The organism is Rhizobium albus, from assembly GCA_030160035.1.
Classification (GTDB): domain Bacteria; phylum Pseudomonadota; class Alphaproteobacteria; order Rhizobiales; family Rhizobiaceae; genus Georhizobium; species Georhizobium albus.
Map to the genome: position 1 here is coordinate 620,872 of BSNO01000004.1, position 14,732 is coordinate 635,603.

General features: G+C 62.6%; 20 protein-coding genes. 7 read left to right on the forward strand and 13 right to left on the reverse strand.

The window, feature by feature from the left end; translation table 11 throughout:
• Window positions 1-37: 37 nt before the first annotated feature.
• The 7 genes from QQL76_RS18210 to QQL76_RS18240 all read right to left on the reverse strand — a co-directional run bounded on the left by QQL76_RS18210 (window position 38) and on the right by QQL76_RS18240 (window position 5,242).
• A complete protein-coding gene (locus QQL76_RS18210) occupies window positions 38-418 on the reverse strand; it encodes a Fur family transcriptional regulator (RefSeq protein WP_126012515.1) in 381 nt (126 codons plus the stop codon).
• A gap of 115 nt (window positions 419-533) precedes the next feature.
• Window positions 534-1,025: a GNAT family protein gene (rimI, locus tag QQL76_RS18215; protein ID WP_499208841.1), complete on the reverse strand. Its 492-nt coding sequence runs from the start codon at window positions 1,023-1,025 to the stop codon at window positions 534-536.
• Window positions 1,022-1,702 (reverse strand): tRNA threonylcarbamoyladenosine biosynthesis protein TsaB, encoded by a 681-nt coding sequence (gene tsaB, locus QQL76_RS18220; protein ID WP_499208842.1) that lies wholly within the window; start codon window positions 1,700-1,702, stop codon window positions 1,022-1,024. The genes rimI and tsaB overlap by 4 nt, the downstream gene beginning before the upstream one ends.
• Before the next feature lie 44 nt (window positions 1,703-1,746).
• A complete protein-coding gene (acuI, locus tag QQL76_RS18225; RefSeq protein WP_499208843.1) occupies window positions 1,747-2,742 on the reverse strand; it encodes an MDR family oxidoreductase in 996 nt (331 codons plus the stop codon).
• Window positions 2,743-2,805: 63 nt separating this feature from the next.
• Window positions 2,806-3,315, reverse strand: a complete 510-nt coding sequence (gene lspA, locus QQL76_RS18230; RefSeq protein WP_499208844.1) for a signal peptidase II — start codon at window positions 3,313-3,315, stop codon at window positions 2,806-2,808.
• 5 nt (window positions 3,316-3,320) lie between these two features.
• Window positions 3,321-4,157, reverse strand: coding sequence for a TrmH family RNA methyltransferase (locus tag QQL76_RS18235; RefSeq protein WP_499208845.1), 837 nt, complete (start codon window positions 4,155-4,157; stop codon window positions 3,321-3,323).
• Window positions 4,154-5,242, reverse strand: coding sequence for a class I SAM-dependent methyltransferase (locus QQL76_RS18240; RefSeq protein ID WP_499208980.1), 1,089 nt, complete (start codon window positions 5,240-5,242; stop codon window positions 4,154-4,156). The genes QQL76_RS18235 and QQL76_RS18240 overlap by 4 nt, the downstream gene beginning before the upstream one ends.
• A 47-nt stretch (window positions 5,243-5,289) precedes the next feature.
• Between QQL76_RS18240 and QQL76_RS18245 the strand changes: the two genes are divergently transcribed.
• Window positions 5,290-5,745: an SRPBCC family protein gene (locus QQL76_RS18245; RefSeq protein ID WP_404863027.1), complete on the forward strand. Its 456-nt coding sequence runs from the start codon at window positions 5,290-5,292 to the stop codon at window positions 5,743-5,745.
• Window positions 5,746-5,842: 97 nt separating this feature from the next.
• Here the strand turns inward: QQL76_RS18245 and lhpI are convergent, their stop codons facing one another.
• From lhpI to sppA, 4 genes are all read right to left on the reverse strand, one after another.
• Complete coding sequence (lhpI, locus tag QQL76_RS18250; RefSeq protein WP_499208846.1) at window positions 5,843-6,814, reverse strand: ornithine cyclodeaminase family protein; 972 nt, start codon at window positions 6,812-6,814, stop codon at window positions 5,843-5,845.
• A gap of 33 nt (window positions 6,815-6,847) precedes the next feature.
• Window positions 6,848-7,228: a DUF1049 domain-containing protein gene (locus QQL76_RS18255; RefSeq protein WP_245451381.1), complete on the reverse strand. Its 381-nt coding sequence runs from the start codon at window positions 7,226-7,228 to the stop codon at window positions 6,848-6,850.
• Between the two features lie 72 nt (window positions 7,229-7,300).
• Complete coding sequence (locus QQL76_RS18260; RefSeq protein WP_126006504.1) at window positions 7,301-7,591, reverse strand: integration host factor subunit beta; 291 nt, start codon at window positions 7,589-7,591, stop codon at window positions 7,301-7,303.
• Window positions 7,588-8,574 carry a S49 family peptidase gene (gene sppA / locus QQL76_RS18265; protein ID WP_499208847.1) on the reverse strand — a complete coding sequence of 329 codons (987 nt, stop codon included), beginning with the start codon at window positions 8,572-8,574 and terminating at the stop codon, window positions 7,588-7,590. The genes QQL76_RS18260 and sppA overlap by 4 nt, the downstream gene beginning before the upstream one ends.
• Window positions 8,575-8,749: 175 nt before the next feature.
• Here sppA and QQL76_RS18270 point away from each other — a divergent pair, with 175 nt between their 5' ends.
• From QQL76_RS18270 to ptsN, 6 genes are all read left to right on the forward strand, one after another.
• On the forward strand, window positions 8,750-9,430 hold the full coding sequence (locus QQL76_RS18270) for an LPS export ABC transporter periplasmic protein LptC (protein ID WP_499208848.1): 681 nt from the start codon (window positions 8,750-8,752) through the stop codon (window positions 9,428-9,430).
• 10 nt (window positions 9,431-9,440) lie between these two features.
• A complete protein-coding gene (locus QQL76_RS18275) occupies window positions 9,441-10,001 on the forward strand; it encodes an LptA/OstA family protein (RefSeq protein WP_499208849.1) in 561 nt (186 codons plus the stop codon).
• A 24-nt stretch (window positions 10,002-10,025) separates the two neighbouring features.
• A complete protein-coding gene (lptB, locus tag QQL76_RS18280; protein WP_404864598.1) occupies window positions 10,026-10,817 on the forward strand; it encodes an LPS export ABC transporter ATP-binding protein in 792 nt (263 codons plus the stop codon).
• Window positions 10,818-10,942: 125 nt separating this feature from the next.
• On the forward strand, window positions 10,943-12,520 hold the full coding sequence (rpoN, locus tag QQL76_RS18285) for an RNA polymerase factor sigma-54 (RefSeq protein ID WP_499208850.1): 1,578 nt from the start codon (window positions 10,943-10,945) through the stop codon (window positions 12,518-12,520).
• 256 nt (window positions 12,521-12,776) lie between these two features.
• Complete coding sequence (hpf, locus tag QQL76_RS18290; RefSeq protein WP_126006491.1) at window positions 12,777-13,352, forward strand: ribosome hibernation-promoting factor, HPF/YfiA family; 576 nt, start codon at window positions 12,777-12,779, stop codon at window positions 13,350-13,352.
• A 75-nt stretch (window positions 13,353-13,427) separates the two neighbouring features.
• Complete coding sequence (ptsN, locus tag QQL76_RS18295; protein ID WP_126006488.1) at window positions 13,428-13,892, forward strand: PTS IIA-like nitrogen regulatory protein PtsN; 465 nt, start codon at window positions 13,428-13,430, stop codon at window positions 13,890-13,892.
• Between the two features lie 45 nt (window positions 13,893-13,937).
• On the opposite strand, the gene QQL76_RS18300 is transcribed toward ptsN, so the two are convergent.
• Window positions 13,938-14,225, reverse strand: coding sequence for a BQ00720 family protein (locus tag QQL76_RS18300; RefSeq protein ID WP_126006485.1), 288 nt, complete (start codon window positions 14,223-14,225; stop codon window positions 13,938-13,940).
• Window positions 14,226-14,281: 56 nt separating this feature from the next.
• Window positions 14,282-14,707 (reverse strand): Hsp20 family protein, encoded by a 426-nt coding sequence (locus QQL76_RS18305; protein ID WP_499208851.1) that lies wholly within the window; start codon window positions 14,705-14,707, stop codon window positions 14,282-14,284.
• Window positions 14,708-14,732 lie beyond the last annotated feature (25 nt).

Here is a 14,732-nt window from a genome sequence, read left to right on the forward strand (position 1 = left end):
TTCCGGGGGAGCGCAAGCACCGAGCGCGCACGCACTCTCAGGCATCGCCCTTCTTGAGGGGGATGCCGTAAAGTTCCAGGCGGTGGTCGACAAGGCGAAAGCCGTGCTCTCGGGCGATCCGCTCCTGCAGCGCTTCGATCTCGGCCGAATGGAACTCGATGACCTGCCCGGTCTTGAGGTCGATCAGGTGGTCGTGGTGTTCTTCCGGAACCGTTTCGTAGCGCGAACGCCCGTCTCGGAAATCGTGCCGCTCGATGATGCCGATATCCTCGAACAGACGCACGGTGCGGTAGACGGTGGAAATGGAAATCTTCGGATCCACCTCGACGGAGCGGCGGTAGAGCTCTTCGACGTCCGGGTGGTCGTCCGCGCCATCGAGCACGCGCGCGATGACGCGGCGCTGCTCGGTCATGCGCATGCCGCGCTCGGCGCAGCGTTCTTCCAGTGGCTTTGTCTCGCTGGTCACGAACGCTCCGACCCTCTTATCGTTCAGTTCCTCGCCGTCAGAGCACGACCGGCGAGGGTTAGCCGCACTAAATCAGATCAAGCCGCATGACAAGCGCCGTCGTCCGTCGTCCATCGGCGGCTTTGTAGTAGGCCTCTCGCTCGCCCACCTGGACGAAGCCGAGCCGGCGGTAAAGTGCCAGCGCCGGCAGATTTGTGGCATCGACCTCCAGAAAAATCGAGGCGACGCCTTCCTGGCGCATCTGCCGGATACCGGCAAGCATCAGCCGCCAGCCGATGCCCTGGCTGCGGAATTTTTCGCGCACGGCGATCGTCAGCACTTCGGCCTCGTCCGCCGCAGTGCGCAGCAATATGAAGCCGGCAAAGGATCCGCGTCCCGTCGGAGACTGACGTGCGACGAAACCGTGCACGTTGGTCTGCGTCAGGAGAACGTCGATTTCCTCCGCGCTCCAGGGCCGCGAGAAGCTGGCGCCATGCAGCTCGGCCGCGCGATCGCAATCGGCCTGTTCCATCGGCACGACCTCGACATCGGCGGTCCGGGTGAAGAAGCCGCCGATCATTGCGCCAGCCGCTCCTGCCGCGCCAGGAGGTAGGCCTCCTGCGGCTTGGCATCGGGCGACCGGAGGTAAAGCGGGGCCGGCGGTGCGCTCGCGGTTTTTCCTGCCCCGACCCGGGCAACATCCAGGATCTCGACCGTGCCCGCTTCGGAGATGGCGCGCTCCGGCTGGCCCAACAGGGAAGCAACGAGAGGCGAACCGGAACCGATGAGGCGGGCGTCATGCCGTATCGCCAGATCCGCCGCTTCCGCCACGGACAGTGCGGCCGGATCGGTCAGCGGGGTGCCATCGGCTGCGAAGACCTGCGCGAAAACCTCGTCACGCCGTGCATCGAGAATCGCCATCACGGAAACATCCGCCGGCGCGACAGAAGCAGCCAACGCCTCGAGTGTGGTCACCCCAACGGAAGGGCGACCAAGTGCCAGCGCCAGCCCGCGCGCGGTGGCGACGCCCACGCGGATGCCCGTGAAAGAGCCCGGGCCGACAGTCACGGCGATCCGGTCGATCTCCTTCAGCGCGATGCCGGCCTCAAGCCGTGCCGCCTCGATCACCGCCATCATGCGCTCCGCATGGCCCCGGCCGATATCTTCCACGACACGGCCGAGCGCGGTGCCGTCGGACGCGTCGTAGAAGGCCGCAGCGCAGAGGCCGGCGGAAGAATCGAGGGCAAGAATGATCATGGCATCGGTCTAGCCGTTGCAGCGCGCAGGGTAAACGGTCGGGCCTAACCGGTCATGTCGACGACGACCCGGCCGCGGATCTTGCCGTCCAGAATATCCGTTGCAGCGCCGGTGATGTCCTCAAAGCCGATCGTCGTCGAAATCGCCTTGAGTTTGTCCATGTCGAGGTCCTTGGCAATGCGCTGCCACGCCTCGATACGCACCGGCTTCGGCGCCATCACCGAGTCGATCCCGCAAAGCGTGACGCCGCGCAGGATGAACGGGGCGACCGTCGTCGGCAAATCCATGCCCTGGGCGAGACCACAGGCCGCGACCACGCCGCCATAGCGGGTCTGGGCAAGCAGATTGGCGAGCGTATGGCTGCCGACCGCGTCGATCCCGCCGGCGAAACGTTCCTTGCCAAGCGGCTTGCCGGGTTCGGAGAGCTCCGCCCGGTCGATCACTTCGGTCGCGCCGAGCGATTTCAGAAAGTCCGCTTCGCCTAAGCGACCGGTCGAGGCGACCACCTCAAAGCCAAGCTTCGAGAGCAGCGCGATCGCGACCGTGCCCACGCCGCCATTGGCGCCGGTGACGGCGATCGGTCCCGATGCCGGCGTGATGCCGTGGCGCTCGAGCGCCATGACGGAGAGCATGGCGGTGTAGCCTGCCGTGCCGACGGCCATCGTGTCATGGGCACTCAAACCTTCCGGCAGCGGGATAAGCCAGTCGCTCTTGAGCTGCATGTAGCGGGCATAGGCGCCGAGATGCGTTTCGCCGACGCCAAAGCCGTTGAGCAGCACCTTGTCCCCTGCCTTGAATTCCGTGCCGGTGGAGGAAACGACCGTGCCGGCGGCATCGATGCCGGGAACCATCGGCCAGCGGCGCACGACCGGCCCTTTGCCGGTGATCGCAAGCCCGTCCTTGTAGTTGACGGTGGTCGCCTCGACCTCGACGATGACGTCGCCTTCCATCAGATCGGCATGGGTGAGTTCGGTGATCGCCACCGACTGCTTCTTGTTCTCATCGCGCGAGACGACGATGGCCTTGAACGGCTCCTGCATGCGCTTCCTCCTTCGCTTGCGATCGTCTGTCAGAGATAGGCGCGTCTGGCCCGATGCGAAACCTTATTCGGCTTGGTCTTTCGGTGTGGTCCGGCCCTGCCGCCATGCAAGAATTTCATCGAGCACGATCGAGACCGCGCCGACGGTGATGAAGCTGTCGGCGAGGTTGAAGACCGCAAAAGACCAGGTCTCGGTATAGACCAGGATGTAATCGACGACGTGGCCGTAGGCCGCCCGGTCGATCAGGTTGCCGATCGCGCCACCGACGATCAGCGCATAGCCAAGATGGGCGAAGAACCGGTCGGGCGCGGTCGACCGCCAGAGATAGACGACGAAGCAGACGATCAGGGTCGTCACGGCGACCAGCGTCCACTCCGACTGGCCGGCAAGGAAGGAGAACGCGATGCCTTCGTTGTAGGTGCGGAAGAGCGCCAGCATCGGCAACAATTCGATCGGCTGCTGCAGCGGCAATGCCGCCTCGACCCAGAGCTTGATCGCCTGGTCGGCAGCAATCAGCAGTGCCAGCAGGCCAAGCGCCGGCAGGGGCCGGGAAAGGGCGGTGGGCTTGGCCATCGGGGTCATGTCTCCAGGGAAAGAAGATGCCGGCGCGCCTCGAAGAGCATGAGCCCGGTCGCAACGGCGAGATTGAGGCTGTCGGCCCGACCCTGCTGCGGAATGCGTGCGAGCGCCGAGCAGGCCGACGACAGTTCCGCAGGCAGGCCCTGCTGCTCATTGCCCATCAAGAGCACTGTCGGCGCTTTTTTGAAATCGATGGTGCGGTAGTCCACTGCGCCTTCGAGATGCGTGCCGACCAGCGGCGCCTTGTGCTTTCCACACCAGGCGAGGAATTCAGGAACCGAAGCTCGGTAGAGCGGCACGGCGAAGATGGAGCCCATGGTTGCTCGCACCGTCTCCAGCGCGAACGGATCCGTCGTTTCGCCGACGAGCACGATGCCGGACGCGCCGGCCGCATCGGCGGTGCGGATGATGGTGCCGAGATTGCCGGGATCGCGCACCCGGTCGAGAGCAAGCCAGGTCTCGCCCCTGGCCGGCGTTTGCCGGTCGAGCTTGCCATAGCGCTGCTCGAAGACGCCGACGACCATCTGCGGATTGTCCCGCCGTGTGATCGTCGACAGCACCTTTTCGCTGACTTCGAGCACCAGCGCGCCGGCGTTCAGCGCTTTCAACGCCGTCGGCTCCACATGCGGGCGTCCCTTGGCATTCTTGGCGTAGATCAGCGTCGAGATCGTCCAGCCGAGATCGAGCGCGTCGATGACGAGCTTCAGGCCCTCGGCGAGAAACTGCCCGCTCTCCTCCCGGTTCTTCTTCTGGGTGAGGCCACGAATGTCCTTGATCAGCGGGTTTGTGAGGCTCGTGACTTCCTTCACCTGGCCTATGCGGCGGCGTTCGGTCATTGGGGCAGCCACCGTGAAAAGAGGGAGGTCGAAAGCGCGCGGCCCGCCTCGCTTTCGCGCAGGATGAGCTCGCCCGATTCCACCGTGCCGCCGGCGCCGCGCATCGTTTCGCGCATCAGCTCATGGATCGAATAGAACGACGCCCGGATGGAATAAGCCGTCAGCACCAAGCCCTCCGGCCGCTCGCTCAAGAGTTCCCGGCAGATATCGAGCATCAGAGCGAGATGATCGAACAATTGCCAGATTTCGCCGTTCGGCCCGCGGCCGAATTTCGGCGGGTCGGTCAGGATGATGTCATAGCGGTTGCCGCGCCGCTCCTCGCGCGCGATGAACTTCATGGCATCGTCGCAAATCCAGCGGATCGGCTTGTCGTCGAGCCGGGCGAGCGCCTGGTTCTCGCGGCCCCAGCCGATGGCTTTCTTGGAGGCATCCACATGGGTGACCTCCGCGCCGTTGGCCGCTGCGATCAGCGAGGCGACGCCAGTATACCCAAAGAGATTGAGCACCTTGAGCGGCCGGTCGGCAGACGCGATCCGATCGGCCATCCACGACCAGTGCGCCATCTGTTCGGGAAACACGCCGACATGGCGAAACGCCGTGAAGCGGCCGTGGAAATCGACGTCCATGAGCTTCATCGGCCAGGTTTCACCGAGCGGCGTCTTCGGGAAGCGCCAGCGGCCCATCCCGTCTTCCTCGGTATCGCCGGTAAAGACCGCGTCGACCTGGTCCCAGTCCTTGGCCGGCAACGTGCGCTGCCACAGCGCCTGCGCTTCCGGTCTCACGATGCGGTAGGGGCCGTACTGCTCCAGCTTCTCGCCCATGCCACTATCGATGAGGCGGTAGCCGTCTGACGCCTCGCTTTCCAGAATGACTGGCACGCGCTCGGCCGGCCGCGCGCCGCGGCGCGGGGTCAGCGGGCGTTCGGCAAGCGGCGGTTTTTGCGCGTCTTCGGCAGGCGCTTTGCTTCGACTGCGGCGTGTCTTTGCACTCAAGGGCGGATCCATGGGTGAGCGGGCCGTAGAATGGCCGGGCTCATACTTTAAGGCAGTCTCTTGCGCTCCCTCTTGGCAAAGCGCCCGGCGAATTGCAAGAAAGGCCCGGAAATCGAAGTGAAAGCGCGGAGGACGGCTTCATGGAAATGAATGGCAGCGAACGCATCCAGGCACCGCGTGAGAAGGTGTGGGAGGCCCTGAACGACCCGGAAATCCTGCGCCAGTGCATTCCGGGGTGCCAGTCGCTCGAGATGACCGGCGACAACGCGATGGCGGCGACCGTGAAGCTGAAGATCGGCATCGTGTCCGCCACCTTCAACGGCAACGTGACGCTGGAAAACATCGACGCGCCGAAGGGCTACACGATCTCGGGCGAAGGCAAGGGCGGCGTCGCGGGCTTCGCCAAGGGCGGTGCCGACGTGTCGCTCGAGGAGGACGGGGCCGAGACGGTGCTGAACTACGACTGCAAGGCACAGGTTGGCGGCAAGATCGCCCAGATGGGCTCCCGCCTGATCGACAGCACCGCCAAGAAGCTCGCCGGCCAGTTCTTTGCCAAGTTCAACGAAGTGGTCAGCGGCGCCAACGCGTCGGCCTGAGGCGCGACCTCTTCATGGTCGGGCTCGCCCCGACCATCTGCGGTAGCGGGCTAAGAGGCATACGCGGTAATTCGCCAAAATGGCGCGATGACGCGCATTACATCTCGCGTGTGATTGTCTCATAGACCAGAATTCCAGCCGCGAAATCTTCCAGTGCGCAGCCGGTTGATTTGAAGAGCGTGATCTCGCCGTCTGAAGTGCGGCCAGGATGGGTCCCGCTGGCGAGCATGGCGAGATCGGCTTTCACGTCATCACGCGACACGATGCCGGCTGCGATCGGCTGGACGAGGTCGCCGCCTTCGGTGAGCGCGCCATCGAACGTGTCGACGAAGAGTGTGGTCCGGCGCACCGTTTCGTCGTCGCTCTCCCGAAGCTTCGGCGTGAACGCGCCGACGAGATCCACATGCGCGCCAGGTTTCAGCCACCGGCCTTCGATCAGCGGCGTCTCAGAGATCGTCGCGGCGGAGATGATATCGGCATCGCGGATGGCTTCCTCGCGATCTTCCACGACACGGACTTCGAACGGGTCGTCGCGCAGCGCCTCGGCAACCGCATCGGCGTTCTCCCGGCTGCGGTTCCAGAGCGTGACGTGCGAGATCGGCCGCATGGCGGCGTGCGCGCGGATGAGGTGAGGGGCAAGTCGGCCGGCGCCGAACATGGCCATGCGGCTAGCGTTCTTGCGGGCGAGATAGCGGCCGGCGAGCGCCGACGCGGTGGCCGTGCGCCAGACCGTCAAAGCTTGCCCGTCGATGAGAGCGAGCGGTTCGCCTGTCTGTCCGTTGGAAAGAATGTAGACGCCCATGACGGCCGGCTTGGCGAGCGCGTTGTTGTCCGGGCTGACGGTCACGAGCTTCACGCCGATATAGCCATCGGCCGACGTGCCCCGGGCGCAGAAATCGCTCCAGGCCGGCATCAGGAGCAGCGTCGTGTCCGCGCCGTCGGGCCGTTCGATGGTGTGGTGATGCCGCGTCGGCGCCTGGACGCCCTCGGCAAAAGCCCTGGTCAGCGCATCGGCAAGGGCGGTGTAACCGAGCACCCGGTCGACGTCGCTGGCAGAAATCACGCGCATGGGAAACGCACTTTCAAGATGGCGAGCGGACCATCACGTCCGGGCAGGCAAGGTGGACCCGGAGCCGCTCGTCAGGGAATTCGGTGAAGCACCGCCAGTCTGTCGGGCAAGATCGTTGGCCCGTTCGCGCTGCCGGTCCGCCTCGTTCTGCCACTTCGCCGCCTCGTAGCGCTGCTTGCGGGCGCGATTGCGGTAGTGCCCTTGCGTGAACCAGGTGGCGAGGCCGCCAATCAGGATGCCAAGCATCAGCGTGACGAAAAGAAAGACGAAGAACGGTCCCGTGATCGACAGCACGCTGTCATCCGGCGCGAAAGGGTTCAGCGCCAACGTCACCGCCCCGCGGTTCGCGATCGACAGGGCGATCAGGATGACGGCGATGGGCAACAGGATAAGGATGTTGACGAGTTTTCTCACGCGAAAGCGCCTCTTGGTAATGACTGGTGAACCGGGCCAGCTTCTTGATCGGCGGCTTCATGCGAACCGCGTTCAGTCGACCTGATCGGGGTTCAGGCGCTCACGCAGTTCTTTGCCGGTCTTGAAGAAGGGGACCCACTTCTCTTCGACGAAAACGGTTTCACCCGTGCGCGGGTTCCGGCCAGACCGCGACGGTCTGTTCTTCACCGAAAAAGCGCCAAAACCGCGCAGTTCGACGCGATTTCCATCGGCCAGAGCATTGGTGATCTCGTCCAGGATCGCATTGACGATGTTCTCGACGTCGCGATGGAAGAGGTGCGGATTACGAGACGCAATGATCTGCACCAGCTCCGACTTTATCACGGTGTGTTCCCCCAGTCGTCTCGTGCTTGTTGCCCGCCAAACTGCCAAACCGAAATCAGACCGTCAAGAAACAACTTCTGATCGGTAAAAGCTGACAGAACCTGGCTTCCAAGAGCGGAATTGCCGAACATTCCACCGATGAGGCCAGCTGCTGCCTGGCCGAAGAGCAGGCCACGCGAGCGCTCGGGCTCCCAGTCGACGATATCGAGATTGGTGTCGATGTCACGCGTGCCGAGATAGGCGCGCACTTCGTCCTCCGCGCCGATGGCGTCGACCAGGCCGTTCTGAAGCGCCTGACGTCCGGTAAAGATCGACCCGTCGGCGATCGCAAGTGTCTCCGGCCGCGACATGTTGCGCCGCTCGGCCACCAGATCGACGAACCAGTCGTAGGAATCGGCGACGAGCCGGCCGATCATTTCTTCGGCTTCAGGATTTGCGGGCGAAAAAGGCGAGGGCTCTGCCTTGAGCGGCGACGATTTCACGGCGCCTACGCTGACGCCGATATTGTCGAGGAGCTCGGAAATATTGCCGTATTGGAAGATCACGCCGATCGACCCGACGATGGAAGCCTCGCCGGCAACGATGTGGTCGGTGGCGCTGGCGATCATGTAGCCGGCAGAAGCGGCAAGCCCGCGCACTTCGGCGACGACGGGTTTGACGGCGGAAATGTCCCGCACCGCCTTATAGAGCACCTCGCCGCCATAGGTGGTGCCACCGGGGGACTCGATGCCGATGACGACGGCCCGAACGTTTGGATCATCGCGGACGTCCTCGAGCCGTTCCAGCAGGTCTTCATTTGCCGTGATGACCCCGGAAACCATGACGCGCGCAATATGGGACCGTGCCTTCTCACCGCGCTCGGCAAACCCACCGGCATAGGTGAGGCCGACGACGAGCAGCACGACGGCCAGCAGGCCGACGATGCGCCAGAAGGTCAGTTTGCGTCTGAGCCGCCGACGATCGGCGATGCCAGATTGGTCCAAGATAACAATCCTTTCACGTGATCCCGTGGCCGGTTTCCATACCAGAGCCGCAACCGCTGCGCCATGACGGCAGAGGAAATATCGCTGACGCTTCCGTCGTCGACTGGTCGGTCAACGGCAAAATAACCATATTGGCGCACAAGGTCGAAGTGCGACGGATCAAAAGAGCGGCGAAATGGCAGTGAGTGGTGAGGCAATGGCGGATGGCAGCGGTACGGAAATCAGCCGTGCTGCACGCGAATACCGCAAGGGGCAGCGCCATTCCGCATGGGTGAAACGGCTCAAGATTTTGCTGCCGGTGGTGTCGATCGGCCTTGCGGTCGCGTTCGTCGTTGTCTCAATTGCTTTTCGGGTGACTCCCGCCGACATCGTCTTCGATCGCATGACGATGGAAAATGGCGTCATCGTCATGGAAAATCCGGCGCTCTCCGGACAGAACGACGATCGCCGGACCTTCACGATGAACGCCGCGCGTGCCACCCAGAATGTCGCGACGCCCGATGTCATCACCTTGAACGACATCAAAGCGGAACTGCCCGTCGGCGACGATGAGATCGCAAGCGTCGAGGCCGAGCGCGGAATCTATGACCGTCTGCTCGAAACCCTGGTGCTCGATGCACCCTTCACGGTGCGTGCGACCGGAGGCCTTGAAGTCGATCTTCAATCCGCCAGGTTCGACATGGGTGTCGGGGCCATGGAAACCAATGACGGTGTTGTCATCCGCAATGGCAAGACGTCTCTTGTTGCGCAGTCTGTTCGGATCAGGGATAACGGCGCGATCATAGTTTTCGAGCGTGACGTGCGGATGATTATCGATCCGTCGACGCTGAGCAGCCGCGAAGAAAGCGCCGACTGATATGTCTTCCATGAATTTCTATACTTCGTCGCTCGCCCGTCCGACGCGTTATGCAGCCTTTGTCCTTGCAGCGCTCGCCCTGTCGGTGCCGTCTCTTCAGGCGCAGACGGTCGAGCGGCAAAGCTCCAGGTTCGCTTTGTCCGAGGATCAGCCGATCCAGATCGAAAGCGACGAACTGCAGGTCAGCGAAAGCAACGGCCGCGCCGATTTCACCGGCAATGTAAATGTCGTTCAGGGCGAGATGGTGCTGAAGTCGGGCGCCATGACCGTGTTCTACAGCGGCGACAGCGGCTCTGTATCCACCGGAACGGCGGCGATCGAGCGCATCGAATTGCGCAACGACGTGCTTCTTCAGTCCGGCGAGCAGACTGCGACCGCGGACGCCGGCACCTACGACATGTCGAACGAAATCCTGACATTATCCGGCGACAGGGTCGTTCTGTCGGAAGGCGACAACGTCCTCGTCGGGTGCAAGCTGACGGTCGAGGTCGCCAACGGCAATGCACGCCTCGAAAGCTGCGGGAACCGGGTGCAGATCCAGTTGAACCCAGCCTCGCGGCCTTCGGAATAACGGCCTCAAGGACCCATCCTCTTGCTGAATTCTCTCTTCAACCGGGGAGCGCCGCCGGCGCGCGACAGCGATGCGCCATCCGAGGCGCGTTACCAGGGCACGCTGATCGCGAGAGGCCTGACCAAGAGCTACAAGTCGCGCGCCGTCGTAAACGGCGTTTCCCTCGGTGTGCGTCGCGGCGAGGCGGTAGGCCTTCTCGGGCCCAACGGCGCCGGCAAGACGACGTGTTTCTACATGATCACGGGGCTCGTTCCGGTCGACAAGGGCACGATCGAGATCGACGGTTTCGATGTGACGCAGATGCCGATGTATCGCCGTGCCCGGCTCGGCGTCGGTTACCTGCCGCAGGAAGCGTCGATCTTTCGCGGCCTGAGTGTCGAGGAAAATGTTCGCGCCGTTCTCGAGGTGGTCGAGCCTGACCGGAAGAAGCGGTCCGAAAAGCTCGCCTCGCTGCTGGAAGAATTCCACATCGACCATCTCGCGAAATCGCCATCGATCGCGCTGTCCGGTGGTGAGCGGCGTCGCCTCGAAATCGCCCGGGCACTGGCCTCCGACCCGACCTTCATGCTGCTCGACGAGCCATTTGCCGGCGTCGATCCGATCGCAGTCGCCGACATTCAAAATCTGGTCCGCCACCTGACCAAGCGCGGCATCGGTGTTTTGATCACCGACCACAATGTGCGCGAAACGCTCGGCCTCATCGACCGGGCCTACATCATCCACCAGGGCGCGGTGCTCACCCATGGGCGGCCGGATGAAATCGTGGCCAACCCGGACGTTCGCCGCCTGTATCTGGGCGAACAGTTTACGCTTTAAGCACAATGTCGCAGAAATCTGCTTTGACTTGACCCGGATCGGGAAAAAAGCAATTTTTGGGCCACATCACTTTGGTCGTGCGGCAAGCCGCACCGAGCGTCGCGTTTCCGGAGTTCGTTTCAGTCATGGCACTGTCGGCAAGCCTGCAATTGCGCCAGAGCCAATCACTGGTGATGACCCCGCAGCTCATCCAGTCGATCCGGTTGCTGCAACTGACCCATATCGAGCTCAACCGCTTCATCGAGCAGGAAGTCGAAAAGAACCCCCTGCTGGAATTGGCGGGTGACGACGGGGACATGCACGCAAACGACTTCGGTCGCTCAGGTGAGCGTCGGTCGGACGACGGCGACAGGCGCGATGATGCAGCCGGGGACGGAGCCTTTGCCGACGGCGATGCCGATTGGGCTAAAAACGGCCTGACACCGGATGGTGAGTTCGTGTCCGAGCGCCTCGATGCGAATTACGATAATGTTTTTCCCGACGATGGCGAGCCCCAAAAAGCCGCGTCGCCCGAATTCCTCGACAGCTGGAAATCGATGCCTGGCGCGAACGGCTCCGGTGCCGGCGACATCCATGATCTCGACGAGTTCGTCGCGGCCGCAACGACGCTGCGCGACCATGTCGAGGCCGAGATCGCGCTGTCCATTGCCGATCCCATCGAGCGCGCCATCGCGGCTGAGATCGCCGATCATCTGGACGATGCGGGCTATGTCGATTTCGACGCGGCTGCGATGGCCGAGCGCCTGGGCGTTTCGTCCGATGTGATCACGGCCGTGCTCGCTCGGTTGCAGCGCATGGACCCACCCGGGTTATTCGCACGGTCGCTGAAAGAATGCCTCGCACTGCAGCTGAAAGCGCGTGATCGGCACGACCCGGCCATGGCGTGCCTTCTGGAGAACCTTGAATTGCTGGCGCGGCGGGATTTTGCAGCACTGCGCAAGCTCTGCGGCGTCGACGATGAAGACATCCTCGACATGCTGGGCGAAATCCGCGCGCTGGACCCGAAGCCGGGCTTGGCCTTCCAGAAGGGCAGCGTCGAGACGATCGTGCCCGATGTCATGGTCCGCCAGGCCGCGGAGGGCGGCTGGCATGTGGAGCTGAGCCCCGACGCTTTGCCGCGCGTGCTCGTCAACCAGACCTATTACGCCAATGTCAGTCGCATCGCCGGCAAGAGCCCCGAAGACCAGGCGTTCCTCGCCGAATGCCTGCAAAGCGCCAATTGGCTGACGCGCAGCCTCGATCAGCGCGCCCGCACCATCATGAAGGTGGCAAGCGAGATCGTCCGGCAGCAGGACGCGTTTCTGCTGCATGGCGTCAGCCATTTGCGGCCGCTCAATCTGCGCGCCGTCGCCGACGCGATCGGCATGCATGAATCGACCGTCAGCCGCGTCACCTCCAACAAATACATGATGACGCCGCGCGGCGTGTTCGAGCTGAAGTATTTCTTCACTGTCTCGATCGCCTCGTCCGAAGGCGGGGACGCCCATTCGGCCGAGGCCGTGCGGCAAACGATTCGGAAAATGATCGGCGCGGAAGCGGCAGATGCGGTTCTTTCCGATGACGATATCGTCAAGGTGCTGAAGGATCGGGGCATCGATCTCGCCCGCAGGACCGTCGCGAAGTACCGGGAATCGATGAACATTCCCTCGTCGGTCCAGCGCCGACGGGAAAAGAAGGCGCTCATGGCAAGCGTCGCTTCCTAGGCTTTCAGCTTCCCCGAGTGCCGGTTCGCCTTGCTTGACAGGCCATTCTGCGGCGCGTACACGCCCCGCCATTCGTGGAACCGGCAGTATCAAAGTGCATGAGGCTGCGTTCCGAAAAGATAACCGCCGACGGCCGGACGAGATGCGCGAGCCAAGCGCCGCGAAGGACCGGACCGATTACGAGGTCTGCGCTTGGATGGCGCTCGACCTTGGCATAAGCTGACACCGCAAGTCACAGAATAAGAAAGGGCTCTCCATGAGCGTGCGCGTGTCTGGAAAACATATGGAAATCGGCGAAGCCTTCCGTACCAGGATCGAGGACAAGATCCAGGATGCGGTGAGCAAGTATTTCGACGGAGGATATTCCAGCCAGGTGACGGTCGAGAAATCCGGGTCGCGCTTCACCGCCGATTGCAAGATTCATCTCGATACGGGCGTGGTAATGCAGGCGACCGGGGAAGGACAGGAGCCGCAGTTCGCATTCGATGGCGCTTCGGAGCGCCTGGAGAAGAGACTGCGCCGCTACAAGCGCCGTTTGAAGGACCATCACGCCGGCAACGGCCAGAGCAAGATGATGGAACTGCCCTACACGGTTATGGACAGCGGCTCCGACGAGGACGACGAAATTCCTGAGGATTACGCGCCCGTCATTGTCGCCGAGAGCTCAAAAGTGGTAAGAACCATGTCGGTCGCAAGCGCAGTGATGGCGCTGGACATGACGGATGAACCGGTTCTGATTTTTCGCAATGCCGGCAACGATGCCCTCAACGTGGTTTACCGCCGGACAGATGGCAACATTGGCTGGGTCGACGCAGCCAACAATAAATCCTGACGAGTTGATGCGTAATGTCCGCCCCTTTTTGGGGCGGACGTTCGATGTCGCCGGGATGATACGCGAGGAATAGGAATGGCTTTGGCTGATCTGCTTGCCCCGGACGCGGTGATACCCGCGCTGAAGGCAAACTCGAAGAAACAGCTCCTTCAGGAACTGGCTTCGAAAGCCGCCCAAATCACCGGATTGACCGAACGGGAAATCTTCGAGGTCATTCTTCAGCGCGAACGGCTCGGCTCAACCGGTGTGGGGAACGGCATCGCCATCCCACACGGAAAATTGACGACGCTGCCTGGAATCGTCGGTGTTTTTGCGCGTCTCGATCAACCGATCGACTTCGAAGCGCTCGACGATCAGCCCGTCGACCTCGTATTCCTGTTGCTTGCTCCGGAGGGTGCGGGTGCGGATCACCTCAAGGCACTGTCGCGCATTGCACGCGTGCTGCGGGATCAGGACACGGTCGCAAAGCTGCGTGCGAGCGACCAGGCGTCGGCGATCTATACCTTCCTGACCCAGGACGAGGCGTCGAACGCCGCCTGATGAGGGCAGCGTCGAAGACGCCGCCCTCGTGTATCAATGCAAGCGTCAGTGAACGCTGACGGTGCTCAAGTCGTTTTCGGCTGCCTTGAAGAAGGCGCTGGACCGGCTGTCGCTCAGGAGGATCGGCGTACCGTCGGCACCGAATAGACCCCAAAGGTCGAGTCCGGGTTCCAGATCCGGTGCCTGAGGGAACTTCTTGGACACGTCTTCCGACCGCATCTTGCGGATATAGCCGACTTCGCCATTGCCGAGATCGGCAAGCTCGTTCGCGCTAATCTTCGCTGCCAGCTCGGCGCCGGCGGCATCTCGCGATGTCAATTCCTTGAAAGCCATGGCATTTCTCCAAACGGGCCGCTCGATCGAAGATCGACTCGCGCGCCCTGCATATTTCAGTCTCGAACCGAAATATTAATTTTCTTCACCAGTCGCTGCGGTTCCGGACGGGCAAGATCAATGGAAAGCAGTCCATTGTTCAACTCCGCAGAGAGAACTTCGATCCCATCCGCCAACACGAAAATGCGTTGGAACTGTCGCGCGGCAATACCGCGGTGCAGATAATCACGCTCTTCGGTATCGACCTGACGGCCGCGGATGATCAGTTGGTTCTCTTCGGTGGTCACATCCAGCTGGTCGTCGCTGAAGCCAGCGACGGCTACCGTGATGCGCAACCTGTCTCCGATGCCGTCACGTGGGGAGATCCGCTCGATATTGTAGGGCGGATATCCATCACTCGCCTTGGCGAGACGCTCCAGCGTCTTTTCCATCGTGTCGAAGCCGAGCAGCAGCGGGCTCGAAAAGGGAGTTATGCGTGACATCGTCTGCCAGTCCTTGCACGAAGCG